Annotated in this window: 19 protein-coding genes and 3 tRNA genes; 4 read left to right on the top strand and 18 right to left on the bottom strand. The window is 33.1% G+C overall.

What is annotated here, in order from left to right; genetic code table 11:
* Nucleotides 1-550: 550 nt before the first annotated feature.
* From EMN46_RS09910 to EMN46_RS09900, 3 genes are all read right to left on the bottom strand, one after another.
* Nucleotides 551-624 (bottom strand) — tRNA-Arg (locus EMN46_RS09910).
* A gap of 182 nt (nucleotides 625-806) precedes the next feature.
* A tRNA-Arg gene (locus tag EMN46_RS09905) sits at nucleotides 807-880 on the bottom strand.
* Between the two features lie 214 nt (nucleotides 881-1094).
* Nucleotides 1095-1168: transfer RNA gene (locus EMN46_RS09900), tRNA-Arg, on the bottom strand.
* 282 nt (nucleotides 1169-1450) lie between these two features.
* Here EMN46_RS09900 and EMN46_RS09895 point away from each other — a divergent pair.
* Nucleotides 1451-3931 (top strand): AsmA-like C-terminal region-containing protein, encoded by a 2481-nt coding sequence (locus tag EMN46_RS09895; protein WP_154200649.1) that lies wholly within the window; start codon nucleotides 1451-1453, stop codon nucleotides 3929-3931.
* A gap of 122 nt (nucleotides 3932-4053) precedes the next feature.
* Here EMN46_RS09895 and EMN46_RS09890 read toward each other — a convergent pair whose 3' ends face one another.
* From EMN46_RS09890 to EMN46_RS09860, 7 genes are all read right to left on the bottom strand, one after another.
* Nucleotides 4054-4338 carry a hypothetical protein gene (locus EMN46_RS09890; RefSeq protein WP_154200648.1) on the bottom strand — a complete coding sequence of 95 codons (285 nt, stop codon included), beginning with the start codon at nucleotides 4336-4338 and terminating at the stop codon, nucleotides 4054-4056.
* Nucleotides 4339-4888: 550 nt separating this feature from the next.
* The gene (locus tag EMN46_RS09885) at nucleotides 4889-6202 is read right to left on the bottom strand and encodes a DUF4302 domain-containing protein (protein WP_154200647.1); all 1314 of its coding nucleotides are present in this window, start codon (nucleotides 6200-6202) and stop codon (nucleotides 4889-4891) included.
* A 109-nt stretch (nucleotides 6203-6311) separates the two neighbouring features.
* Complete coding sequence (locus EMN46_RS09880; RefSeq protein WP_195715236.1) at nucleotides 6312-7181, bottom strand: putative zinc-binding metallopeptidase; 870 nt, start codon at nucleotides 7179-7181, stop codon at nucleotides 6312-6314.
* Between the two features lies 1 nt (nucleotide 7182).
* Nucleotides 7183-8718: a RagB/SusD family nutrient uptake outer membrane protein gene (locus EMN46_RS09875; RefSeq protein ID WP_154200645.1), complete on the bottom strand. Its 1536-nt coding sequence runs from the start codon at nucleotides 8716-8718 to the stop codon at nucleotides 7183-7185.
* 106 nt (nucleotides 8719-8824) lie between these two features.
* Nucleotides 8825-12472 carry a SusC/RagA family TonB-linked outer membrane protein gene (locus tag EMN46_RS09870; RefSeq protein WP_154200644.1) on the bottom strand — a complete coding sequence of 1216 codons (3648 nt, stop codon included), beginning with the start codon at nucleotides 12470-12472 and terminating at the stop codon, nucleotides 8825-8827.
* A gap of 100 nt (nucleotides 12473-12572) precedes the next feature.
* A complete protein-coding gene (locus EMN46_RS09865; RefSeq protein ID WP_154200643.1) occupies nucleotides 12573-13748 on the bottom strand; it encodes a FecR family protein in 1176 nt (391 codons plus the stop codon).
* Nucleotides 13749-13907: 159 nt separating this feature from the next.
* On the bottom strand, nucleotides 13908-14495 hold the full coding sequence (locus tag EMN46_RS09860) for an RNA polymerase sigma-70 factor (protein WP_154200642.1): 588 nt from the start codon (nucleotides 14493-14495) through the stop codon (nucleotides 13908-13910).
* A gap of 660 nt (nucleotides 14496-15155) precedes the next feature.
* Between EMN46_RS09860 and EMN46_RS09855 the strand changes: the two genes are divergently transcribed.
* Both EMN46_RS09855 and EMN46_RS09850 read left to right on the top strand, forming a co-directional pair.
* The gene (locus EMN46_RS09855) at nucleotides 15156-15449 is read left to right on the top strand and encodes a LysO family transporter (RefSeq protein ID WP_229130330.1); all 294 of its coding nucleotides are present in this window, start codon (nucleotides 15156-15158) and stop codon (nucleotides 15447-15449) included.
* 55 nt (nucleotides 15450-15504) lie between these two features.
* Nucleotides 15505-16110, top strand: coding sequence for a lysine exporter LysO family protein (locus EMN46_RS09850; protein ID WP_154200641.1), 606 nt, complete (start codon nucleotides 15505-15507; stop codon nucleotides 16108-16110).
* A 77-nt stretch (nucleotides 16111-16187) separates the two neighbouring features.
* Here EMN46_RS09850 and EMN46_RS09845 read toward each other — a convergent pair whose 3' ends face one another.
* From EMN46_RS09845 to EMN46_RS09810, 8 genes are all read right to left on the bottom strand, one after another.
* Nucleotides 16188-16910, bottom strand: a complete 723-nt coding sequence (locus tag EMN46_RS09845) for a hypothetical protein (protein WP_154200640.1) — start codon at nucleotides 16908-16910, stop codon at nucleotides 16188-16190.
* Between the two features lie 86 nt (nucleotides 16911-16996).
* The gene (locus EMN46_RS09840; RefSeq protein WP_154200639.1) at nucleotides 16997-18250 is read right to left on the bottom strand and encodes a DUF438 domain-containing protein; all 1254 of its coding nucleotides are present in this window, start codon (nucleotides 18248-18250) and stop codon (nucleotides 16997-16999) included.
* Nucleotides 18251-18359: 109 nt separating this feature from the next.
* On the bottom strand, nucleotides 18360-19610 hold the full coding sequence (locus EMN46_RS09835; protein ID WP_154200638.1) for a DUF1015 domain-containing protein: 1251 nt from the start codon (nucleotides 19608-19610) through the stop codon (nucleotides 18360-18362).
* A gap of 102 nt (nucleotides 19611-19712) precedes the next feature.
* Nucleotides 19713-20096 carry a four helix bundle protein gene (locus EMN46_RS09830; protein ID WP_154200637.1) on the bottom strand — a complete coding sequence of 128 codons (384 nt, stop codon included), beginning with the start codon at nucleotides 20094-20096 and terminating at the stop codon, nucleotides 19713-19715.
* 51 nt (nucleotides 20097-20147) lie between these two features.
* Nucleotides 20148-21071 carry an NAD(P)-dependent oxidoreductase gene (locus EMN46_RS09825; RefSeq protein ID WP_154200636.1) on the bottom strand — a complete coding sequence of 308 codons (924 nt, stop codon included), beginning with the start codon at nucleotides 21069-21071 and terminating at the stop codon, nucleotides 20148-20150.
* Nucleotides 21072-21220: 149 nt separating this feature from the next.
* A complete protein-coding gene (serC, locus tag EMN46_RS09820) occupies nucleotides 21221-22297 on the bottom strand; it encodes a 3-phosphoserine/phosphohydroxythreonine transaminase (RefSeq protein WP_154200635.1) in 1077 nt (358 codons plus the stop codon).
* A 324-nt stretch (nucleotides 22298-22621) separates the two neighbouring features.
* On the bottom strand, nucleotides 22622-23725 hold the full coding sequence (gene gcvT, locus EMN46_RS09815; RefSeq protein ID WP_154200634.1) for a glycine cleavage system aminomethyltransferase GcvT: 1104 nt from the start codon (nucleotides 23723-23725) through the stop codon (nucleotides 22622-22624).
* A 239-nt stretch (nucleotides 23726-23964) separates the two neighbouring features.
* A complete protein-coding gene (locus EMN46_RS09810; protein ID WP_154200633.1) occupies nucleotides 23965-25674 on the bottom strand; it encodes a PD40 domain-containing protein in 1710 nt (569 codons plus the stop codon).
* 276 nt (nucleotides 25675-25950) lie between these two features.
* On the opposite strand from EMN46_RS09810, the gene EMN46_RS09805 reads away from it, so the two are divergent.
* Nucleotides 25951-26406 (top strand): Hpt domain-containing protein, encoded by a 456-nt coding sequence (locus EMN46_RS09805; RefSeq protein ID WP_154200632.1) that lies wholly within the window; start codon nucleotides 25951-25953, stop codon nucleotides 26404-26406.
* Nucleotide 26407 lies beyond the last annotated feature (1 nt).

Raw genomic sequence — 26407 nt, 5'->3', positions numbered from 1 at the left:
TTAATTACTTAAGTTATGATACTAAATAAATCACAAAGGAGAATAAACAGATGTTTTATTCTCCTTTTTTTATGGATTAAATTCTAAAAAATTCTCCTCTAATTATAGAGAAGGATGTATATTAATTTATTTTGATTGTGCAGATCAATCTAATCTTAAGAAAACTTGAGTAAAATCAAATTAAGAAAACAGCTCCTATTGTAAATTACTTGAAGATAGAGCTTGTAGGAATCTTTTGCTGAAAACATGATACCAAATTTAAGTCAATAAGGATTCAATTATTTTTATCATCCTCCAACTTTTCAATTTGACCTCAGCCTCAACTTATTTAAAAAATTTACTATAAAAATGGGAAGTATATATAAACAAAAAATCGCCACCAAATAAATGGAGGCGATTCTTTAACCTAGAGGGTGGAAGCCCCTTGATCTAGGAAAGGTTTTTATTGTGAACACGGAGGGATGACTCCTCTCTTCGTTCGTCATGAATATATTACGAACCCCTTTTAGGTTCTCATCCCTTCTACTTAGTGGGATATTCAATCTATATGTGAACACGGAGGGATTCGAACCCCCAACCTCCTCGGCCGTAACGAGGTGCACTATCCAGTTATGCTACGCGTCCATTATGTTTTTCGAATCAGAATTCTGAATTATTTCCTGATTCCTATAATATACAAATCGTTATTTGTATAAACCTTTATTGTGAACACGGAGGAATGACTCCTCTCTTCGTTCGTCATGAATATATTACGAACCCCTTTAGGTTCTCATCCCTCCTTCTTGGTGGGAAATTCAATCTTTAAGTGAACACGGAGGGATTCGAACCCCCAACCTCCTCGGCCGTAACGAGGTGCACTATCCAGTTATGCTACGCGTCCATTAAATTTTTCGAATCAGAATTCTGAATTATTTTCTGATTACCTATAATATACAAATCGTTATTTGTATAAACTCTTATTGTGAACATGGAGGGATGACTCTTCGCTTTGCTCATCGAGAACATGTTAACTCCTCTCTTCGTTCGTCATGAATATATTACGAACCCCTTTAGGTTCTCATCCCTCCTACTTGGTGGGAAATTCAATCATTCTGTGAACATGGAGGGATTCGAACCCCCAACCTCCTCGGCCGTAACGAGGTGCACTATCCAGTTATGCTACACGTCCTTTTCTTAATTGCGATGCAAATATAAGGTTTTTTTTTCTAATGCTGCAAGCATTTTTACATCAAAACTATACACAAACCCCTTTATTCACTATAGAAAGCTGAATCTAAAGAATATACAAATCAAAAAAAAATTATAGTCCAACGAAATCTACACCTTTAAGCTTAATTTTTATTAAAACATCTGCTTGCAGAATTGTTCTAAAGCTAAAAAAGGCTAATTTTAATATCTAAATCATAAACCTCAATTAATAAGTCAACTTTGTAAATATAAAATTACTAAAATGAAGAAATTCCTTAAAATTTTTGGTGGCGTAATGATAGTTCTTATACTGCTATTAGCTCTACTTCCTTACCTTTTCAAAGATCAAATTATGGATCGTGTAAAAGTAGAAATGGACAAAGCAGTTGATGCAAAAATTGAAATTGCAGATGTTAGCTTATCTATGTTCAAAAACTTCCCAAAACTATTTGTCGAAATTCAAGGCATATCGGTTGTAGGAAAAGGTGATTTCTCGAATGATACTTTGGCCTATGTAGGTAGTTTGTACACAGCTATTGATTTAGGTTCTGCAATTTCGGGCGAGCAGCTTAATGTTGGGGCTATCGTTTTAGCAAAAACAAAGGTAAATGCACTCGTCTTAGAATCTGGCAAAGCAAACTGGGATATTTCTAAATCAACAACCGAGAAAGAGGTCGCTGAGGACGAAAGCTCTGAAGCTTCAGATTTCAAAATTATATTCGAAGAAGTTCGTGTTGAAGATTTCGCTTTGGAATATCACGATGCGACTCTAAAAACAAACCTCGTTCTTGCTGATCTGGATTTAAACCTAAATGGAGATTTCTCAGCTAAAGAAACCAATTTAAACATTAATTCTAAGGCTACAGGTATCACCTTAGATTACGAAGGTGTCAAATACCTTAACAATGCTAAACTAGGTCTAGAAGCCGCTTTGGGTGCCGATTTAGAGAATATGGTTTTTAACTTCAAAGAAAATAAGTTAACTCTAAACGATTTGGAATTTGGTATGACGGGTAATTTTGCCATGCTGAAAGATGCCTACGATATGGACATCAAACTAGATGCTAAAAAGACTGATTTTAAATCCTTATTATCTATGATTCCTGAGACCTTTATGAAAGATATTAAAGGTTTAGAGACATCGGGCAATTTAGTTCTGAATGCTTTTGTTAAAGGAGAATACAGAGAAGATCATATGCCTGCTTTTGGAGCCAAATTAAAAGTAGCCGATGCCAATATCAAATATCCTGAGCTTCCAGAAACCATCAACAATATTAATATTGATGCTGAAGTGAATCACCCTGGTGGCGATTTAGATGCTCTTGTTGCCGATGTGAATGCATTCCATCTAGAAGTTGCCAACAACCCGATTGATGCTGAGATTCACATAAAAACACCAATGAGCGATCCTGAGATTAGTGGTCTTTGTAAAGGTGTTATTGACTTCGCCAAGATTCGCCACGCCATTCCAATGGATAGCATTAAAATTGCAGGTATCATAACTTCAGATATTAGTTTCAACGGTCGTTTATCTGCTATTGAAAAAGAAGAATATGAAAAATTTATGGCTAAGGGTGATGTTAAACTTAAAAACTTTGAATTTACCACACCTGACTTCCCTCAGGGTATTCGCATCATTAGTTCTGTTTTAAGTTTTACGCCACAGTTCATCAACTTAAGTTCATTCAATTCTCTTATTGGAAAATCGGATGTTCAACTTAAAGGTAAACTTGAAAACTACATTCCTTATGCCTTAAAAGGAAAAACACTTAAGGGTAATTTCAATATGACATCTAAGGTATTCGACCTAAACGAATTCATGACCGAAAGTGAAACCGAGACTGTTGAAAGTGCAGATACCATTCCAATGTCTGTTGTTCCTGTTCCTGCAGATTTAGATATCAAGTTTGTTGCAAACATGCAAAAAATCAAATTTGATAAAATGGATATCGAAAATGTGAAAGGCTTAATCGTTGTTAAAAATTCGGTAGCTAAACTAACAAACCTTTCAATGGATATGCTAAAAGGACAAATGACCATGAATGGTTCTTATAGCACCAAGGATATTAAAAAACCTAATTTCGATTTTGGTTTAGATGTTAATAATTTCGACATCAAATCAACTTACGAATCATTGACCATGGTGAAAGAAATGATTCCTATGGCATTAAATTGTGAAGGGAAAGTTTCTTCTGATCTAGAAATAAAAGCTCAATTAAACGAAGAAATGAATCCTGTGATGAATACTTTAAATGGAAAAGGAGCATTCCACTCACAAGGCATCATCATAAAGGATAGTAAAGCTTTTGTTGCCCTGGCTAAGGCTCTTAAAAATGATAGCTACAAACGTATTTCGGTTTCAAAATTCGATATGGATTTTGTTATCACTAACGGTAATATCATTGTAAAACCTTTTACTACAAAATTGGCAGGGCATCCAGCAACAATCTATGGTACTCAATCAGTTGATGGTAAACTAGATTTTACAATGGATATGAAACTTCCTAAAGAAGAACTAGGTAGTGATGTAACTAAATTTCTTGACAAAATACCTGGTAACAAAAGCATTGAAAAACTTGATGTCTCTGTTAAGATTACGGGAACAGTTGACGATCCTAAAGTTAACTTAGATTTAAGCAAGGCAATTAAGCAAGCCAAAGATGCAGCAATGAAAGAATTGAAGAAAAAAGGAACAAAAGAACTTGAAAAAGCAGCTAAAAACTTATTAAAAGGTTTCTTTTAGACTTCTTAAAAAAGAAAACAAAGGGCTGATTCTGAGAATAGAATCAGCCCTTTTTCATTTCTAAAAAGGAAGCCCGGCATGCAGAACACGTCGGGATTTTTCAATAAAATAGATTATATATATTACATAGCTAAACCTAAGATTGTTAATAGAGCACCTGCTACAACAAAAACGACAACAATTCCAATTAAGCTAATAACAAGACCTGCTACTGATAATCCCATTCCTGTTTTCACTTTTTTAGCTTTAGAAATTCCCATAGCACTAAAAACAAGTCCTAATAGCCACATAACCCAACCTATAAAAGGAATCCAACCTAGAAATAATGTTAGTAAAGCTAGTACAAAACCTGCTGTTCCAATTCCATTACTTCTATTATCTACTATTTGAACTGTTTGTTCACTCATAATTCTAATTTAATATTCTGCCTTACCTTATTTTAGGGATTTTTCAGGTCAATTACTTATCCCACACACCGTAATATAAATTTGCTTTAAAATATGTGGCGTCAAAATTAAGGAAATCAATATCAAATTTCGCATATCAATAAAATATTAAATACAATAATCCGAAATAAACAGTCACTCAACATCAATTCGATTTCAGAAAACTAATAATCTAAAAAAGAGCAGCTGCGCAAAACGCAACCACTCTTTAACTTAACAACTAACTAAATTCTTATAAACCCACAAACGTAAAAATTTATGAGTATACACGAGACTCAACCTTTGAATTCTCCTAATGTGATAAAATTGGAAATAATAGGGTTTTCCTTATCAGCCCAAATCTGTTTACTACAAGAAACAATTTGAACACAATCTTATAAAATAATCTACTGGCTTTGAAGGCAATTTACGAACAAAGCCAGTAGAAATAATTGTGTTTTGATAATTACAATATCATTTTTAATCTCGAAATTATTCTTAAGAAATTAAAATTCTAAGAATTGATTTTTTATTACAAACCACTTTCCGACATATACATCATAAACCAAATTGTAGGATCGTCCTTTTTAACTAAGGTGAAATTTACATTGTCTTCTGAAAACAAACTAAATCCACTATCAGAAAATAACACATCCATGATCGCTTGCCCCTCTGGAGTTGTTAAACGGTCTTCAATATGATATTTAAACATGTTTGAATACTTATCGACATAAGTATCAAATTCAAATTTAATCTCACTTTCAGACATTTTTGTAATTTCATTATCTTTCAACTTCGCATATGGATAATCATTAGGCTTAAATTTGAATGTTATACCGCTATAAGAGTAATATCTTGAAAATTGAATTTCGGCAAATAGAGGATACAACTCACTGAAAGGATCCATGATTGCTTTGAAATTTTTCCCGTAAGAACTAATGGTTCCATATTTAGAATTGATAAATGCATCGGCAACACCAGCAATCTCTGCAGGAGGCAATGGAGAAATAATAAATTCAGCCGTTGATTGATCCGATGGTGTTTTAAAAGAATTATCAGTCGCGTTATAATCTAATCTGCTAACTACATTTCCATCAACCTCTAAAGAGTCAATAAAAGACATCCCTGTCTTATCAAATTTTACACGTAGAATACTCTTGTTTATTTCAACCCCATCTGCAGTATTCTTATACTCTGTAGTTGACACAGCACGATAATACGAATCATATATAAATGAAACTTTCGTACCATCTTCAAACTGAAGAACTGGAAACGCATAATCACTGAAATACGTTTTTCCAATTAGTGCTTCTTCTACCTTAAGCACTTCATTCAATGCATCAATATGTGATTTTGTATCGGCCTTTGTAAAAATAAATGAACCTTTATTTACTTTTCCCTCGCAAACAATCTTATCATCAGAAATTTCTTTTACCAAAAGCTCAACATCTCCACCTAAACCAGTTCCTCCACTATTGTTTGGATTCGAGAAATAATTCATCTGAGAAAACGTAGTAAAAGCGATCGTCATTCCCTGTGTATAATTAATCTCATACAAAGAAGAATCTATTTCTGCTTCATAATCATAAGGGCTAAAATCAGTACTTAAATACACCTTACCATCGTCGTTAAATGTTACATAAGCACTGTAAGCGCCTTTATTTTCAGCTCCAGGAATAACTTCAATTACCCAACCATTTTCAGAGCTCGTTAAAATATCTTTATATTCTATTTTTGCATCATTAATCCTTTCCTGAGATGATTGTTCAAACAACTCATCTACCTCGTTATCACAGGCTGTAAATGCAAGCAAACATGCTAATATGATTAATATCGTATTCTTCATTTCTTTTAATTTTTGATTTATGAACTTTAAAATCTTAAAGGAACCTGCTATGCTATTAAACTATATTAAACACACGGCATAAGTTCCTTGTTCATTCTCAATGGCTAAATTACTCTCCTGCCACCTCTTCCAAATCCATTTCCTGAATGACTTTATAGATATCTGCTTGCAATGCATAGATATCAATGTGCCAAACATCTTGAAAATAGTTTGCGACAATCTCTTCTTTTGTTCTAAGTAATTTTTGTCCAGCAGAAGATCCTCGCAATAAAATTGCATCGTATTGATCCTTACTATTGGTAAGAATAGTAGCAATTGTTTCAACAAAATTTTCGTCAACATCCAATTTGGAGTATGGCGTAATAAAACCTTCACTTAAAGCATCCGTTTCGCTCACGTTCATCCATGCCGAAGTATATCCACCAGCCGTAACCAATTTAAATTCATCAGGATACATAACCGTTTGGTGCAAAATATGTCCAAATTCGTGATGCATTACATGAAGCATTCTCTTTAAAAAAGCCTTACTTGAATTTTGGTATTCGGGATCGAATTCATTCAGCTGATAAATCACAACTTTTCTTCCCCCTACTGCAGTTCCTTGTACCATAGTTCCATCGTCATTCATATTACGACTTCCAACAAGCACAAGCAATTTAGGAATGTAAGTTCTAATAAATGTTTCGCCTCCATGAATTTCGTAAGGTTCAATCCACGATTTTTTTAATGTTTTTAAGAATGGTAATACTTTATCGAGAGCTGGGGCAGCTAAAACTTTATCGTTTTCCAATTCTGTATCATCCCATTCGTATTTAACCTCTATATTGTACGTTTTAGTAAGATTATCATAAATCCATTGATCAATTTCATTTTTTGTATCATCAATCACGATATTCGACTTGCCTAAGTCTTCCTCATCATCACAAGCCACAAATGTAGTCGCTAATAATATCAGGAATATATATTTATATAATTTCATATCAATTTCTTTTATTAGGTTGTAAACCATTTGCGATTGCTATTTCTGGAATTTGAAGTGCTTTTTTAGGATCTTTTGCTTCCAATTTATAAATTTCACCCTCTGCCGTTTCATGAGTTACTTCCAATTCGAACCTTCTAATATCAAACCAACGCATTCCTTCGTGAATAAAATCTTTTCTTTTCAGATCGTGATAAAATTTCCACATTGATTCAGTAAGCTCCGCAATCTCTTCATCTGTTTCATAAGTTGGTAATACATATGGAGGAAAAAGAACCTGCTCTCCAGTCGTATAAAAGTGATTGATATCGTACTTTGAAACTGTTACAGCTCCATACTTATCATCTACCCTCTGACTAATAATTACATTAAAATTTTCCAAAGCAGCATCAACATCACCCATTTTCAAAAATGCCTCAAGTCTATTGTAGACCAACTCATCAGTTGTAAACAAAGGCATCATAAAGGAGGGAACAAAAGAATTGGAATTTGGATCATCTTTAATCTCATGATTTCTCCATTTTGGAAAATGTGGAAAATCATTTCCTCCATGAATGATATGTGAATAAGTCATTCCCCATTTCAAAGTTGCCGAAAACATAAATATTTTCTGATTTAATGGGGCAGACAAAGAAAATCTCAAATAAGGATAATAATACCCCCAATTATCAATACACTCGGACAATAATAAATTTGGTTTTTCATCAGCTTTCGTAAATTGTGCCTGTTTTTCAGAATAACTAGCACTTGTATAAAAACCATTGTAGTCTCTAATCATTGCCGAAGGATTTACACCCAAAACATCATTTGCATAGGAAATTGATTGAGATAAATCACTTTCATCTCTTTCTCTCCACAAATAAAATCTTGACGCAAATGCTTTTGCTGCTGCAACTGTAAAATGATATTTTGGCACTGAATAGCGATTATCATCTAAAAGATCCAATCCTTCTAATAAATCAGCTTCCACTTTTTCATATACTTCAGCAACCGTATTTCTTTTATATTCTTTAATCAATTCTGTTTCAACCTCCTCTACATAAGGAATTCCTAAATCGATAGTCGCTGTAGTTTTATCGTAATCTACAGCAAACAAATTCACCAACATAAAATGAGCATAAGCTCTACAAACCAGAGCTTCTCCTCGATATGAATCCAAATCTGAGGCTCCATTCGATTCCAATTCCTCAATTTCTTTTATTGCCTGATTTGCATGTGCAATTGCTGCATAAGCATAGTTCCAATAAAAGATAGGTGTATTTTGATTTTCTTTAGTGAAGTTCTCAACGTATTTATATGCCTCTGTATTTTCAGTAGACATAAATTCATCACTTCCTTTATCTCCAACATTATCGGACATGGTTTCGCAAAGCGCAGCATAACTTGTTTTTGGATATGCATTCACCAAAAGTTTACCAATTTGCTCTTTTTCCTTAATATCAGTTCTGTTGTCGGGTACCTTATCTAGGTAATCTTCGCAAGAGAACAATGTCGATCCTACTATTAGTAGTAATAAACCTTTATATATTATATTCATCTGTTCTATTTTTATATTTAAGTATCAGATAGAACTTACCAGTATAAACCAATCATTTTCTAAATCTAAAAATGATCTCATAATGGACGTTTCATAATCATTTACTTTATAATCCAACTTTCAGTGTTACTGTAAATTGCTTTGGTTGAGGTAATGCAACTCCTCCCGAACTATAGAATTCAGGATCTTGGCCATACAAATCCTTATCCGAATAAATCAGCCATAAATTGGTAGCCTGTGCCTTTAAGCTAGCATTATTTAAACCTAACTTATTAACCATTTCTTTTGGAAAGTTATAAGTTAAAGCCAAAGATTTTAAACGAACAAAATCTCCATTAGCAACTCTTGCAGAGCTATAGTTGTAATAACTCATTGGATAATCGTACAATTCTGACTCTTGTCGTTGACCTAAGATGGTTGGAATATTGGTAACATTCTCATCACCAAACATGGTCCAACGGTTCTTAAATTCATTCGACATGGCATCCATATCGTTATATTGCGATTTAAAAATAGAATTCAAACGAATCTTGTTCCCTGCAGCGTAAGAAATAAATACACTTAGATCCCAATTTTTATATTTGAATTTATTATCAAAACCACCTGTGATTTTAGGATCAACAGGACCTTCATATTTAAGGTAATCGGTAACATTCGACTGAAGATTAATTTTCTGAGTAACTTCACCGTCTTCACCGTAAAAAGTTGGTACGCCATATTCATCTAATCCAGCAAATGGAATAGAATATAAAGAACGTACTTCACTGCCTTCAATTGGTCCACCTTCAGCTAATATCAAGTCATAAACTCTAGGCTTACTCTTTAAATTGGTGATTTCATTTTCATTATAAGCAAAGGTGAAGTTCGAAGTCCATTTAAAATCTTTCGCAACCACATTTTTTGTATTCAAGGTTAACTCTACACCTTTTGATGTCATATCGGCATAATTACCATATTTGTAACCTTCTCCACCAATACCACTTGTTTTTAAAACACCAATTAAATCGAAACCTTGACGGTAGTAAACATCAGAAATAATACTAATTCTATTTTTAAACAAGCCTAAATCAATACCTATATTTGTTTCGTATTGTTTCTCCCATGTTAAATTTGAATTTTCTAAACTTTCAATTTTAATTCCAGTTTCTTTCTCTGATAAATAAGGTCTGTTGGTAACTTGATTTTTTAAGATGGCAGTAGAATTAGTCGCTGCCCCCATAGAAGCAGTCAAACCATATGTTCCACGTAGTTTTAACATTGAAACAATATTTTGATCTTTCATCCAATCTTCTTCAGTTACATTCCATGAAGCTGAAAGATTCCAAGTTGGTAACCAATTTGAACGACTATTCTGTCCCAATTGATTCGATCCATCAACACGCGCAGTACCGTTAATAGTGTACTTACCTTTGTAGGAATAGGCTAAGTTGGTAAAAAAAGCAAGATAACGATCGTAAGTCCAACCCATGCTGTAAATATCCTGATTTCCTTCTAATGCTTGCTTATAATACCTGTAATCGGTAAAAGGCACACCACCAGATCCATACTGATATCCAGGTCCATTATTAAAATACTGTTGGCGATCGGATGATTTTATTTCCTGACCAAACATGGCATTAATAAGGTGTTTTTCCTTAATAGTATTGTTATAAGTCAATACATTTCGGATGTATGTACTCTTCAAATAATTCTCATACCTATTGTAGAATCCACCTTCAGGAAGTACCGAAACTTTCTCTCCATTAACATCTTCAGGATCTAAATACAGCAATTGATTTGCTTTACGTACAACAGAATTCGGAGCCATTCTATGAGCCTGTGCATAATTACTTTTTTCGTTAATTTCGTGCTCTCTGGTCGATTTTACATATCGTAAAGATCCAATAAAGTTATAGGTCAAATGCGGATTAAACTTGTATTCTAAATCAGCCTGAAGATTTAAATCTAAAATATTCAGCTTGATTTTGTTATTCTTTAACTCGTGTAAGATATTAAAAGGAGCAAAATCACGTTTATAGAATTCATAATTTCCATTATCATCATAAGCTCTCATAGTACGAGAGGTATTCAATGCATAAGAAAATGGATTAATATCGAAAGAACGAGAATAAGCACCTTCGAATACATTATCGACACGTTTGGTCGTTCCTGGAGCATTTTGCTCTCGAATAGAGCCAACAGAACTAAAACCAACTTTTAATTTATCGTTGATTTGGACTGTATTCTTAAAGTTGGCAGTATAACGCTTCACCTTAGAAGAAATAGACCAACCTTCGTCATTGTAAAAACTAGTAGAAACATACGTTTGAGAACGCTCTGTTCCACTTGATAAACTCACAGAATGTTCTTGTGCTATTGAGTTTTTAAATAGAATGTCAAACCAATCGGTATTGGCCATTTCGTACTTTTGTAGAAATCGATCACGCGCTTCAGACGTATTTTCCAATCCAAATCCTGTAGCTGGATCGTATTGATTGATCAAATCATACATCTTTAAGAAAACGCCGCCATCTTTTCTTTGGCTTACATCGGCATGATTCAACCAACCTTTGTCTTGCATTTGAGAATAAACAGACATCTGATCTTTCGAATTCATAATGTTATAATCTGAATATTCAGGTTTCATTTTAACCGTCCAATTGGAAGTGTAGCTAATTCTTGTTTTGCCTCTAACCCCTTTTTTGGTCGTAATTACAATAACACCATTCATCGCTTTCGCCCCATATAATGCAGTTGCCGCAGCATCTTTCAAAATTTGGAAACTCTCTATATCATCTGAGTTGATACCTGCAACCGAAGAACTAATTAAAGTTTCGGCATCTCCTGAAGATAATTCATCAGCAGAAACGTTCACTAGATCTTCCAAAACAACACCATCAACAACCCATAAAGGTTTCTGATCGCCATAGATAGAAGAAGCTCCACGAACACGAATTTTCGGAGCTGCTCCAAAAGTACCTGATACATTTTGCACCTGTACACCAGCCGATCGACCTTCGATCATTCTACTCACATCTACAATACCTTCAATTTTGGTGTCTTCTGCAGTTAATTTGGTTGCAGAACCTGCAAATAGCTTTCTATCAATTTTCTGATAACCTGTTGTTACAACAACTTCACCAAGTTGTTCTGAATGACTAACTAAAGTAACATTAACCAAATTATCTCCAGATTTGAGAACATATTCTTGAGAAATCATCCCAATAAATGAAAATATCAAAACGGTATCGTGGTCAGAAACACTAATGGTATAATTACCATCAAAATCGGTTGTTACCCCATGTGTAGTCCCTTTTACAACTACAGAAACACCTGGAAGAGGAAGTTTACTCTCGTCTACAACTTTCCCCTTAATAATCTTCTCTTTTTCTTGATTAGTGTCGACCTTTAAATCTAGAGCTTTAATAAGGATCGTTTTATGATCGACCTCATATCCTAAGCCTGTATTCTTAAATGCCTCGTTTAGAACATTTTCAACAGACTCATTTTGAGCGCTGACTGAAATTGGGTTTACCTCTCTTAATTGAGAAGCATCATACAAGAAACCTAAATCGGTTTGTTCTTCAATAATTTTAATTAAATTTTCAATACTAGAATTTTTCAAATCAACATTAACTCGACTTTGTGAAAAAACACCAGCACTGGCTTGAAACCCAAACGCGATTATTAAAACAATCACATTTCTCATGGTACGTAAGATTCGCATCCACCTTATAAAAAAGGCAAATGTGTTCTGAAAAAAGATTTTTTTCATACATTTGTAAATAGGTAGTTAAACATCGAATACCCGCATGGTATTCATTATCTGTATTAGGAATCGGAATATGTTGACGCATTTTCCGATTTTTTTATGCTTACTCTTTAAAAGAAATCACTACGGCATCTTTATTTTTCCTCATTTTCACTCCTGATATTTTCTCCATCATATTTGCTATCACATTAAAATCTTCAAATCGATACAACTTCCCTGTTAAGCGTTTATTCTTTAATTCTGGATTTTGGTAAAAAACCTTAACATCATACCATCGTGCAATATTTCTCATTAAATCCTCTAAACGTTGATCTTCAAAACGAAAATAGCCATCAATCCATGATGTATACAATTCTGTCTTAACGACTTTACTATTTAATTCACCACTTAAATTATCCCAACTAGCTTGCTTCCCTGGCTCCAAAAACAAACTCTTCATAACACCATCTTTAACAGCAGCAACCTTTACTTTTCCTCTTAACAAGGTTGTTTGAACAGTCTCTTCATCTTCATAAGCCATAACATTAAAACAGGTTCCCAAAACTTCTATGGTCATATCTTCAACTTCCACAAAAAATGGTTTCCCATTTTTCACAACCTCAAAATAAGCTTCACCTTTCAACTCTACTTTTCTTGTATCTCCAGTAAAACTAACAGGGTATCTTAATTCAGAACCACAATTTAAATGAACATGAGTTCCATCAGCTAATTCGATTTGATATTCGCCACCTTTTGACGTTCTTAAAATATTGTAAGCTGGCTTATTTTCTTTCGGTGATTTTTTTTGCTCATACTTTAATCCTGCTTTTAGGTACTTTCGAATATTCACACCATCTTCTTCTACAATCGACTCTTCAGCACCATTCTCTAATTCATATGTTTTACCACTTGATGTGATCAATACAGCCTGATCTCTTACGCTGACAACATCATTAGAAATAACTTGAGCTAAATCTTGCTCTATTTGCTGATTAGTAAAAAATAAAACATAAGCTCCTGCAATAAGTGGTAGTAGAATAACAGCAGCATACCTAAGAATTTGGTGGAGAACAATCACTCTATGCTTTTTCTCTAATCTGCTCATGAATTCATCTGTGGTATCTTCAACAGAATCAATATCCAAATCTTCGACATGAGATTCTTTGTGATTTTTTACTTTTTCGAAATACGCCTTATGCTTTGGTGAAGAATTTATCCACAAATTAAATTCTTCGTTTTCACTCGAACTTAATCTTTCATTTAACTTTTTGTAGATAATATCTAAACTTAATTTATTCATTCCTTTTTTTCCTTATTAATCTAATTCGACTTTTAGGGGTAATTTCGATCTTAAGACGTGCAATAATGAAAAGGGTTAACAAGAATCTCTCATTATTTTAAATAAAAAAGATAAGCAACTGAAATTCTTAGAGATACAGGGATAAATAAATTCCATGAATTAGGAAAGATGAACCTTTTTTAAGGATACGAAACCCGCAAATAGTAACAATAGCTCTTTGATATTGTATAAAGCTTCACGTAGGTTTTTCTTAGCTCTGAAAACCTGAACTTTTACGGCACTAATCGAAATATTGAGTTCTTCGGCAATTTCAGCGTGTTTCAAACCATCGTAAATCGACATTTCATATACTTGTCTGCACTGTTCTGGTAATTCTCGTATTGCCTTTTTAATTTTCCCTTTAACCTCATCATCAAAATCCAAGTCAACAGAGTCTGATAGAATTTGAGCTTCCATCAATTTTTGTTTCTTCTTATCTTCCAACTTAAGCGTACGCAAATAATCAATACATCTATTGCGAACCATTAAAAACAAATAAGAGCGCAAAGAACCATTTATTCGAAGATCCTTATTTTCCCAAAGTTTAATAAATATTTCTTGTACAATATCTTCGGCTAATCCTGGACAACATACGTAAGTTTCGGCAAAACGAAATAGGGGTGCGTGGTAAGTCTCAAAGAGAATACGAAAAGTTCTTTGATCATGCTTAAGCTTACCATCTATAAGTATATTTCCCTGATTATTCATTTAAGCTTCTTCTCTTCTTAGTCGATTAATATATTGAAGTAGGGCGAATGTAAAAAAAATATTCTACAGAAAAAACACATGCATTAACTAAATTTAACAATTCCAAAAATAATAACTTGCATAAAACAGGCTTCGAAAACGTTTCCCTTCTGAACTATCTAAACTATAAGATCAAGTTCATTTAAATTTATTCTAAATAAGATCAAATTCAACTACAGCAAGATATTCAAGCACATTGACAGCGACAATTCATCAATTTCAAAACATTAATTCTATCACTGTTTTCTCTTTAATTTTAAAATTATTGAAAAATAGGATGATTCTTTTTCACCTATCTTAACACCATTAGATTGCCATATGATAGGAAAAAAGAAACCGTGTCCGACTACCCCTTTAATCATATTACCAATCTTTGATGTAATCATCAAAACCCATTACAAAAGCAAAAATTAACATCAACAACTTTTATTAAAGAAGAATTTTGTTGAAAGTTCAAACTTGAAATTTTGATTATGTATAAGTTGCAACGACTAAATTAAACGATCAAGATCTTAAAATATTTACAACAAATATGCCCCCTTCGTTACTTAGCTAATTCAATATTTGTTTACTTTACCAAAAGATTTATTCATATTCTTTAAGAACCAAAACCAACTAAATATGTTTCAAGATATTATCATTGTACTAGCTATTATGATTTTAGGACTGGGTATTGGCCTATTTATTGGGAATAGACCCAAAATTATTAAAATCGTAGGCGCATTAACATCATTCTCTATCTTCCTTCTACTTTTTCTTCTGGGAATAGGTGTTGGCACCAATGATAAGATAATTAACAACCTACCTACGATTGGAATACAAGCATTAATACTAAGTTTTGGAGCTGTTCTTGGTTCTTTAATTTGTGCTTGGTTTACCTACAAATTCTTCTTTCAGACTAAAAAAGTTGATTAAACTTAACACCTACTAAATACCCGAACAAAATTCTATACTTCCACATCTATTCTCTATGAAAGGTAGCTTAATCATTCTCAGTTTCTTCGTTTTAGGTTTAATTCTAGGGCTAACTCAATTTTTACCAAACTCATTATTAGAAGGCGACTTTAGTATCTACGCACTTTATCTGCTCATGTTTTTAGTCGGTATTGGAATAGGTACCGATCGTGATTCTTGGAAAGTCATTAAAGAGGTTAATATTAAAATCATACTTGTCCCCTTATCCGTAATTGTAGGCTCTTTAATAGGCGTTTCGGCAGTATCTGTTCTACTATCGAACATCAACTTTGGTGAAGCGATGGCAGTGGGTGCTGGTTTTGGTTACTACAGTCTATCATCGGTTATTATTACCGAATTCCATAGCGAAACATTAGGGGTAATTGCCTTAATATCAAATATTATTCGAGAAATCCTCACCCTATTAGCAACACCATTATTTGTGAAATATTTTGGTAAACTCGCTGGCATAGCATCCGGTGGTGCTACAGCTATGGATACAACCATGCCTATAATTGTTCAATACTCTGGTAAAGAATATGCTATTATAGCTGTTTTTAGTGGCATTGTATTAACAATACTCGTTCCAATCATAGTTCCTCTAATTCTTCAATTTGTGTAAAATGACCATACTAATAGTGGTATAGAATTGAATACAAATAACAACCATCAAAAAAAAAATTTAATAAAAAAAACTATCTACAATTCTTCTCTATCTTCAGCTACTAAACCAACGATCTCACAAGCCTCTTTATAATGCAAATCCTCACAAGCACTATAGAGAACTGCAAAAGCTGCATTGATCAAAACTAGGGAAAGTAAAATACCAAATCCAAATAAAACAAGGCCAAGTAAGATCATCACAAAGGATAGTATGCCCATACCAAAGATGGTCCAGAAATAACCTTTAGTCATCTGAAAGCTTAACTTAAGAGACTCAACAACACCGTGTTTTTTATCCATTATTAGATATGGAACAAAAACTAGACGACAAATAAGAAAAACACCCGGAATTATGAATAAAACGAAACCTAGAACAACAATTAAGACCACCAATAGATTACTTAGAATAGCTCTTGAGTAGGTTTTAAAACCAGAGAATGTTTCCTCGAACACAAAATCTTTTTTTCTAGCAACTTTTGTAAACACGTAAGCTACTCCATATGAAAACACAGATGCAACAGCGAAATAATAAATAGTTCGAGTTAATTGCAAAACACTAGAAGTAAAACTAAAACTATCTGAATTCTGTTGAATATGTTTCACAAACCACATAGGACTATCTATAACTCCTCCTACAAAGACAATTAGAACCAACATCCAAAAATGCTTCTTCAATAATGAAAAGGCTTCCTCAAAACATGCACCCGCAGATGGATAAACTTTGAGAATCATATCCTCTTTACTATAATCAAATTTCATGAATGAGTCTTTAAATCTTGGATTTATGATTATAATGAAATAAGATGAAACACACGATCCATCTTATTTCCAAACTTTTATCTTAACTACATTAATCGTTTTTCACCGCTTAACTTACGTATATCGGTAAGATCTTGACTCACCTCGATACAACCTTTGTAAACACCTTGTTCATCTCTTAATGCAAAGTATTGAATGAGAATAAAACTACCTTTCATTTCTATCCAAAAAGGCTCACTATCCTTACTCCCATCCTTAAATGCTTGGACCAATTCCTCAACAATATGTACACTCTCTGGTGGATGACAATTCTGTACCGTACGTCCGATAATTGCTTTTGATCTTGGGAAAAATCTATCTTTGGGATTAGAAAAGAAACAAACCTTATCGTTCTCATCAATCATCGTAATATCCACAGGCAAATTATTCAACAAAAGAATAGCTTGCTTCAAGGTCATTAATCCGGTATCGAAATTAAGCAGTGTATTCTCTAATTTATGTTCGTTTAAATAATCGGTATCAAGTGTTTCAGTTTTGACATGCTTTACCAACTCCTCTACTTTTGGGGCTTCGATATAGGCATATCCAATCTCCTCACTTTGGTGAATCATATCAGACCAAACTTCTTTGTTTACAGCATTTAAAACAACGGGAAATAATAAATATTCTTCTCTAAAAATGATGGTATACATATCGAAGAATAAGTCGCCTAATAATTTATTAATATGCTTCTTATCTAAATCGACTTCTAAAAGTGCCAACATTAAAGCCTTTTTAGTTCTTCTAATATCATCATGAATAGACCACATAACGCCAAGGCATTTGTATTTTGGGTATTCTTTTTCAAAGTATGGGAATAGTATATTTTCCTTACGGACATAATGCTTTTCCATTTGCATTAGGTCTTCTATTCCAACTCTAAGATGTTCAGCTGCTTTTATGCTATCAAGATTTGGACTATTAAAATCCTTAACCCAAGATTTTAAATTTTGTAGTCGCCTTTCGAGCTCTCTATTTTCTTTTTTCAAGTAAGCTAAAAAATGATTCTCTGGTAAAAAAATAGGCTCGAGATTCATAATTTGCTTATGGAATGCATTTAATGCTTTATTGATTCCAATTTTTAAATCATCCATTGGCAAATCGGCTTCTACCAATCGATGTACTACAATGATAATATCATTTGCTGTTAAATCGTTTATTGCAGCTTGATGCGCTTTAATGAGGTCCGATCCTTTTTCACCAATAGTTAATCGATAACAAAAATCGTAAAGAGAATCAATTCTAGCTTGGTTGTTATTTATAAATTCCGACATCTTTAATCTTAAGTTTAATTGAAACATCAATTTAAACTATTTTATTAAAAAAATGATCTTAACACATAAAATTATTACATAAAAAAAGGGAATACCTAACGGCATTCCCTTCTAAAAATATATGATAAAATTGGTATTAGTCCAATTTGTGAATCAATAATCCTGAACGTAATTTAGGCTCAAACCAAGTTGTTTTAGGAGGCATAATATTACCTGTATCAGCAATATCAATAAGCTGTTGCATAGAAACTGCGTATAAAGCAAAAGCAACTTTCATGTTACCGCTATCAACACGTTTTTTCAACTCACCTAATCCACGAATACCACCTATAAACTCAACACGAGTCGTTGTACGAAGATCTTTCACTCCCAATAAATTATCCAATACATGGCTCGAAAGAATTGTTACGTCCAACACACCAATAGGATCCTTATCGTCGTAAGTACCTGCTTTAGCATTTAACTTATACCATTTGTTATCTAAATACATAGAAAACTCATGAAGTTTAGCTGGCTTGTAAATTGCTTTACCCATACACTCTACGGTGAAAGTCTCTTCCAATTTAGCTAGTAATTCAACTTCTGTCAATCCGTTAAGATCTTTAACAACACGATTGTAATCGATAATTGCTAATTGATCATCTGGAAAGTGAACTGCCATAAAATAGTTATACTCTTCGTTTCCTGTATGATTAGGATTCTTAGCAGCAAACTCATCACCAATACGAGCAGCAGCAGCTGTTCTATGATGTCCATCAGCTACGTAAGTTGCAGGTACTTTAGTTGCAAATAATTTTTCCAACTCTTTATTCGTATCCGCATCGTTTACAGGCCAAAAATGATGACCGAATCCATCTTCAGCAACAAAATCGTACTCAGCCTTTTCGTTCTTTACAATGTTAGCTACAATAGCATCAATCTCTGGAACAGCTTTATATGAAAAGAATACTGGCTCAAGATTAGCCTCAGTATAACGAGTTAAGATCATACGATCTTCCTCTTTGTCTGGACGAGTAAGCTCGTGTTTCTTGATAACACCATTCTTGTAATCTTGACAAGAAGCATTAGCAACGATACCGTACTGAGTACGTCCGTCCATAGTTTGAGCGTAGATATAGAATTTAGCTTCTGAATCTTGCTTCAACCAACCTCTTTCTTGCCATAACTTAAAGTTAAACACAGATTTTTCGTAAACAGTCTTAGAATGAACGTCTGTTCCGGCAGGACAGTCGATCTCAGCACGAGTGATGTGAAGTAAAGAACAGTCTTTACCTTTAGCCATCTGTGCAGCTTCTTCAGAACTCATTACGTCATATGGTAAACATGCTAAATCTTTAGCGATATCTTTTGTTGGGCGTAAGCCTCTAAATGGTTTTACAATTGCCATGATAAGGTATTTGTGTTTGTGTTTGTGTTTGTGTTTGTGTTTGTAAAATTGTTAATTCGATTTTTGTGAGTTTGAGATTTGTTAGATATGACGTATTAAAACTTATTTTTTGTTTTTTATTTCAACTAACTTCTTCTCAAGATATTTTTTATAACCCGAAGCCATTTTCGATAAATCAATTAGAAGTTCTCTAGCCTCTCTGTTATCAGTTATAGAAATATATCCTTGAGAAAGTGCAATTGAAGAACACACGACACACTCTCGAACTGAACCTTTTGAAATTCTCAGATATCGTATATTTAATGGGACAGATTCTCCATAACCTTCACCTAAATTCAAAGCTATAGAATTGGCTGCTCGTCGATATTGACTTGTTAATCCATAAATTTCATCCCTCGGGAAAGTATTCGTTTGTTTATAAACCAAATTTATAAATTCCAAAGATTTTTGATATAGATTTAAATTTTCAAAATCAAAACTTCCCATAATTCACAATTTTGTTATCCAAAATCACAAAAATCAAACTCTCAAAAATTCCTATTTATTTACTCTAAATGTTTCGTCTCCCTTTTCAATAAGGTTTACTATTTGATTAGCACCGGCAATACCAGCGTTAATATTTGCTTCGGCAGTTTGTGCTCCCATTTTCTTAGGCGTAAAGAAAAAGCGGCCTTCAAATTTAGCAGCAAATTCATCTTTACAGTCAGGTGCAATATCTGAGATATAAGCAAAATCCTTACGATCTGCCATCAATTTCAACATACCTTCTTCGTCAATTACTTCTTTACGAGCTGTATTAACAAGGATACCACCCTCAGGCATTCTGTTCAACAAATCGTAATTAATTGATTTTTTAGTTTTATCGTTAGCAGGAATATGCAAAGACACATAGTGACAAGTGCTATATAGCTCTTCTACTGTATCTACAGCCTTAACACCATCAGCTTCAATAGCTTCTTTTGCAACAAAAGGATCGAATGCATAAACTATCATTCCAAAACCTTTAGCAATAGTCGCAACGTGTTTTCCTACGTTACCATAAGCGTGAATACCAAGACTCTTACCTCTTAACTCAACTCCAGCTTTTCCGTTATAACCGTTACGAGCAAGAAAAACCATCATTCCTAATGCAAGCTCAGCTACAGCATTTGAATTTTGACCAGGCGTATTCATAGCCACAATACCTTTTTCGGTACAAGCTTCAAGATCGATATTATCGTATCCAGCACCTGCACGAACAATTACCTTTAGCTTTTTAGCTGCTTCAAGTACCTCACGAGTTGCTTTATCAGAACGAATAATCATTCCATCAACATCAGCAACAGCTGCAATTAAGTCAGCCTGATCTGTGTATGATTCTAGCAAAGCTAGTTCATAACCTGCACCTTCAACTACTTCGCGAATTGCATTTACAGCAGCGGGAGCAAAAGGTTTAGTGGTTGCAATTAAAACTTTAGTCATTTTATTAATTTTAAACGTTAAAAATAAAATGTCATTGCCAGCCAAATCGAAGTTATCCTTTCGGATCCCTTTAGTCGTTCCTCATGCTTTAATGACTCAAAATAAAGATTTGAGGATGTTGCCATTCTCAAATCTATATAATCAGGTAATTACTTGACGTGTAGTGTTTCGAATTCTTTCATACAATCTACTAATGCTTGAACAGATGATTTTGGTAAAGCATTGTAAGTAGAAGCACGGAAACCACCAACTGAACGGTGACCTTTAATTCCAGACATACCTTTTGAGGTAGCAAATTCTAAGAAATCTTTTTCTAATTCTTTGTACTCATCAGTCATTACAAAACAGATGTTCATTATAGAACGATCTTCTTTGTTGATAATAGTACCTTTGAACATAGGGTTACGGTCAATTTCATTGTAAAGAACCGCAGCTTTTTCTTCGTTCATTTTCTGCATAGCAGTAACTCCACCTTGTTCTTTGATCCATCTCAAAGTTTGAAGAGCAGCAAATACAGGAACTACTGGAGGTGTATTAAACATAGAAACACCTTTAATGTGTGTTCTATAATCTAACATAGTAGGGATCTGACGATCTACTTTACCCAATAATTCATCTTTAACGATTACAAAAGTAACACCAGCTGGTGCTAGATTTTTTTGAGCTCCACCATAAATTAATGCATATTTAGATACATCAACTGGACGAGAAAAAATATCAGATGACATATCTGCGATAAGAGGAACATTCACGTCCATATCGTATTTTATCTCAGTACCATAAATGGTATTATTTGTAGTAATATGAAAATAATCTACATCAGCAGGAATTTCATATCCTTTTGGAAGATAGTTGTAAACTGTTTCTTTAGAAGAAGCAACTTCAACAACTTCGCCAAAAAGCTTAGCTTCTTTTTGTGCTTTGTTTGCCCAAGCACCCGTATTTAAGTAAGCCGCTTTCTTATTCATGAAATTGTAAGGAATCATGCAGAACTGAGTAGAAGCTCCACCACCTAAAAATAGAACTGAATATCCTGTAGGGATATCTAATATTTCTTTAAACAAAGCAATAGCTTCATCCATTACTGCAACAAATTCTTTGCTACGGTGAGATACTTCCATTAAAGAAAGAGTTGTTCCGGCAAAATTCTTAATAGCAGCAGCAGTATTTTCTACTGTTACATCAGGAAGGATTGAGGGTCCTGCAGAAAAATTATGTACTTTCATTTTCAATGTTTTTAAAAAATGTTAATGTTTGCTTATTCTCTTGCAAATTTGCAAATAAAAATGAAGAATAACGAAAGCAAAAATCATTTTTTACATGTTTATCAACAAAAATTATAAAAGCTTATATTCATTACTTATACATCTAAATATCTTACAGTTAAAAAGGCAATGATTTATAATTAAAAATTATTTTTTGACATATAACTTGAACAAACAAAAAAAGCAGGTTTGCGATACTTCACAAACCTACTTTTACAATAAAATTAATGATTACAACTATCGCAAAACCATGGAATTGCAAACCCAGTCAATAATCAAATATGTTTAAGCCTTATAAAAAGGAATTTTTACAATTTTTGCTTTAATTGCTTTCTTTCTTACACGGATATAAATCTCAGTACCAACCTTATAGAAACCTTCTTTTACGTAACCCATACCAATAGATTTTCCAAGAGCTGGAGCACTAGTTCCTGAAGTTACTTCACCTATTTCGTTACCATCAGCATCTTCTATTTTGTAACCATGACGAGGAATACCACGATCGATCAATTCAAAACCTTTTAAACGACGCTTAGGTTTATCAGCTTTTTGCTTCTCAAAAAACTCTCTATCGATAAAGTCGTTACCGTCAACAAATTTAGTAATCCAACCCAAACCGGCTTCAATTGGAGTATGATCGTCATCAATATCGTTACCATATAAACAAAATCCAACTTCAAGACGTAAGGTATCACGAGCAGCTAAACCAATAGGCTGAATACCAAACTCTTTACCTGCTTCCATTACAGCATTCAAAAGTTTTTCTCCATCTTCATTAGCAACATAAATTTCACATCCTCCTGAACCAGTGTAACCTGTAGTTGAGAAAATAACGTTCTCAATACCAGCCATATTCACACTTTTGAAAGTATAATATTCCATATCTTCAACAGGAACATCAATAAGTTTTTGCATTGCTTTAAGAGCTAAAGGACCTTGAACGGCTAACTGACAAATTTCGTCAGAAGCATTATAAAGTTCTTTACCTATCTCTAAGCCCATTTCTTTAGCATGCTTAGTACACCAAGCCCAATCCTTATCAATATTAGCTGCATTTACAACCAATAAATAGGTTTCAGAATCGATACGATAAACTAACAAATCGTCCACAATACCATGTTTCCCATTAGGAAGACATGAATACTGAATCTTTCCATCAGTTAAAACTGCCACATCATTAGTGGTTAATTTTTGAACAAAGCTAAAGGCTTTTGGTCCTTTTACCCAAAACTCCCCCATGTGAGAAACATCAAATACACCTAATTTCTCGCGAACACACATATGTTCATCCTTAATACCAGTATATTCAATAGGCATATTATAACCAGCAAATTCTGCCATTTTAGCGCCTAATCCTTCATGAAAACTAGTGAATGCAGTTCTTTTCATCTGTTTATTGTTTGTTGTTTAAAGTACAAGATATCAATACATTTCCCAATAATTAGGGAAAAGCATTTCAATTCTTATTTTAAGTATTGTTTATTTAAATTGCTCAATTACAAAGATTAATCTTTTAAAATTACTTCTTTAATTCTCCAAAGAAAATCTTCGTTCTATTATATTCTACAAATGTAAAAGAATACAAATTCTAGGCAAAAAAATACCAATGAAATTCTTGTTAGTTATGGTTAATTATTAGATATACTGTAATTCGATATTATTTTTCTATTCGTATTATTTTCAAAACTTACAATAAAGGCAGTTTCAACACCACACTTGTTTTTATAATAAATTGCATCATCTAAACTTTCATATTCCCCAATTGTATACCTATACCATTCACCATCGTAAGCACAAGTTATCTTGCCATTACCTCTGTACAAGTTCTTTAAGTCAGAATCTTTAAGTTCTAGCTTTGAAGCTACAATCTGAATTTTATAAGTTCTTTTCACAGCAGCTACCTGTTTAACAACTGGCTCGGGAAGCGAAATTATTGATGGTGTAATTTCAGCTTCTTCTACTAAAATAGTGTCATTAAATTTCTCAACAGGTTTCACTGCTTCTTCAGATTCTGCCTTAATTATCTTTTTGGGGCTCAACTTTTTCGTGTATATGTCAAACCTACCATTTTCACCCCTATTAGAATCAAACATGAAAGAATCATTTTCGCTCAAAAAGAAATGACATTCATCGTAAGCTGAATTAATAGGAATACCCATATTTTGAGCTTCCATCCAATGACCATTATCATCTTTTACCGACTTAAAAATATCGTACCCTCCAATAGAATTTCTTCCATTAGAACTAAAATACATGACCTTTCCATCTTCTGATATGGAAACATCCTTTTCATCAAACACAGAATTTATCTGATCGCCAAACTTAACTGGTATGCTCCACTCACCATTATTACCTTTTTTACAATAGTATATATCCCCCTGATTTTGATCTCGATCACTAACAAATACAACCGTATTCCCATCTGGTGTAAAAGAGGCCGAAGATTCATTCGATTTTCGTTCATTTACAAAGAATAGATCCATTTCTTTTGTCCAGAATCTATCCTCTTTTTGCATAAATATTAAATCGCCATTGCCCGAATTTTTATCGTAAAACAAATACCTATTCGCATCAACTTTAGAAAGCATTATTGGCAATTCTAAAGACTTATTCTCATCATTTAAAATACTAAAATTCGTCCATTCACCATTTATAAGCATTAGGCTAAAACCTCTTAAAACAGGCTTATTTTTCTTATTATCATTTGCCAACAACCTATCTGAATTGAAGTATAATTTTGAGCCAGCTTTTATTGCTAAAACATCATTAGCATCAGAATTTATTGGTGAAGCGAGCTTTTCCACGTCGTAACTAGAGCGTTGTTCTAACAATATTTGACCATTTTTGCATTGTTCTATATACCTATTTGCAATTTTCAAATTCTCATTATTTCTATTTGCATTATTGTGTTGAAGAATTTCCACATAAGTTTTATAGTTTAATATTGCATTTGAAAAATCACTATCAAACTGACAAGCTAATCCCAAAAACAAATATAATTCCTCATTAAAATTTGGTTTCAAAGCCTTGACTTCTTCAAAATATGATTTTGCTAATTCTCTCTGACCATAAATCAAATACGCTTGTCCAATATTATAATTTAGTTCTGCATTTGAGCTATTAAAGGCATTGCATTCCAATAGAAGTCTTATACATTCTGGAAATGAAGATTCTCCATTAGCAAAAAGTTTCTTTGCCTTGTTTATTTTTTTCATAATCAACTTTCCTTCATCAGTACCTCCTGTGAATTCATCAGAATTAACACGTACAAAATTTTGAGAACAAACACTTCCATATGAAAAGACAAAACAAATAATAAGTAGTCTCAATATTGACATAGATTATATCTTTAGTTAAATAAACTGCAACAAAATTAAAAAATTAAAGAACATGGGATAAATAAAGCTCTATTATTAAAATTGTAAAAAAATATTTAATTGAAAATAATTTATTACTATTACTGCAAGATGTAAATAAGGCTTCAACAAATACATTCTTCTTATTAATTTTTATTGTTTAAATTTATTTATTCGTAATTTGATTTTACAATAGAATAGAAATTGCTGATAGCAAAAAAAGGAGCAATTGCTTAATTAATCATTTAAAGATTTAAAATGGATTCAAACACTAAAATAATTGACTTATCATACTTAATAGAGATGTCTGATAATAATAAAGATATTATGATTGAGATGATTGATATTTTTATTGAACAAAGCACTGAATTTACCGAAGGCATTTCTAATCATTTTAAAAACAAACAATGGACTGAACTTGGTGCTATTGCACACAAGGCTAAATCATCTGTTAGAATCATGGGAATGGATGAAACGGGTAAATGTTTAGAGAAAATTGAACACTATTCTAAGGGCAATCAAAAAATTGAGTTACAGCATAAAATTAACAACAGACATAAACTTAATAAAGAAGACTTAAGGATTTGGAACAATGTTAAAAACGAAGATATTAACGATATTGATCTAAAATTAATTCCCGACCTTATTAACCAGTTTCTTAATCAAAATCCAGTTGCTATTACGGAATTAAAAAAAGCTATTTTAGAGTTTTAAT

Source organism: Ancylomarina sp. 16SWW S1-10-2 (assembly GCF_009669305.1).
Taxonomy (GTDB): domain Bacteria; phylum Bacteroidota; class Bacteroidia; order Bacteroidales; family Marinifilaceae; genus Ancylomarina.
This window is presented reverse-complemented; position numbering and strand designations above follow the sequence as displayed.

Bases quoted from the DNA above. Each gene is read 5' to 3' on its own strand.
- EMN46_RS09810 (WP_154200633.1), bottom strand. From the start codon at position 25,674: ATGTCAATATTGAGACTACTTATTATTTGTTTTGTCTTTTCATATGGA.
- EMN46_RS09850 (WP_154200641.1), top strand. From the start codon at position 15,505: ATGAAAGGTAGCTTAATCATTCTCAGTTTCTTCGTTTTAGGTTTAATT.
- EMN46_RS09855 (WP_229130330.1), top strand. From the start codon at position 15,156: ATGTTTCAAGATATTATCATTGTACTAGCTATTATGATTTTAGGACTG.
- EMN46_RS09865 (WP_154200643.1), bottom strand. From the start codon at position 13,748: ATGAATAAATTAAGTTTAGATATTATCTACAAAAAGTTAAATGAAAGA.
- EMN46_RS09840 (WP_154200639.1), bottom strand. From the start codon at position 18,250: ATGTTTCAATTAAACTTAAGATTAAAGATGTCGGAATTTATAAATAAC.
- EMN46_RS09875 (WP_154200645.1), bottom strand. From the start codon at position 8,718: ATGAATATAATATATAAAGGTTTATTACTACTAATAGTAGGATCGACA.
- EMN46_RS09880 (WP_195715236.1), bottom strand. From the start codon at position 7,181: ATGAAATTATATAAATATATATTCCTGATATTATTAGCGACTACATTT.
- EMN46_RS09825 (WP_154200636.1), bottom strand. From the start codon at position 21,071: ATGACTAAAGTTTTAATTGCAACCACTAAACCTTTTGCTCCCGCTGCT.
- gcvT (WP_154200634.1), bottom strand. From the start codon at position 23,725: ATGAAAAGAACTGCATTCACTAGTTTTCATGAAGGATTAGGCGCTAAA.
- serC (WP_154200635.1), bottom strand. From the start codon at position 22,297: ATGAAAGTACATAATTTTTCTGCAGGACCCTCAATCCTTCCTGATGTA.
- EMN46_RS09895 (WP_154200649.1), top strand. From the start codon at position 1,451: ATGAAGAAATTCCTTAAAATTTTTGGTGGCGTAATGATAGTTCTTATA.
- EMN46_RS09830 (WP_154200637.1), bottom strand. From the start codon at position 20,096: ATGGGAAGTTTTGATTTTGAAAATTTAAATCTATATCAAAAATCTTTG.
- EMN46_RS09890 (WP_154200648.1), bottom strand. From the start codon at position 4,338: ATGAGTGAACAAACAGTTCAAATAGTAGATAATAGAAGTAATGGAATT.
- EMN46_RS09885 (WP_154200647.1), bottom strand. From the start codon at position 6,202: ATGAAGAATACGATATTAATCATATTAGCATGTTTGCTTGCATTTACA.
- EMN46_RS09860 (WP_154200642.1), bottom strand. From the start codon at position 14,495: ATGAATAATCAGGGAAATATACTTATAGATGGTAAGCTTAAGCATGAT.
- EMN46_RS09870 (WP_154200644.1), bottom strand. From the start codon at position 12,472: ATGAAAAAAATCTTTTTTCAGAACACATTTGCCTTTTTTATAAGGTGG.
- EMN46_RS09805 (WP_154200632.1), top strand. From the start codon at position 25,951: ATGGATTCAAACACTAAAATAATTGACTTATCATACTTAATAGAGATG.
- EMN46_RS09845 (WP_154200640.1), bottom strand. From the start codon at position 16,910: ATGAAATTTGATTATAGTAAAGAGGATATGATTCTCAAAGTTTATCCA.
- EMN46_RS09835 (WP_154200638.1), bottom strand. From the start codon at position 19,610: ATGGCAATTGTAAAACCATTTAGAGGCTTACGCCCAACAAAAGATATC.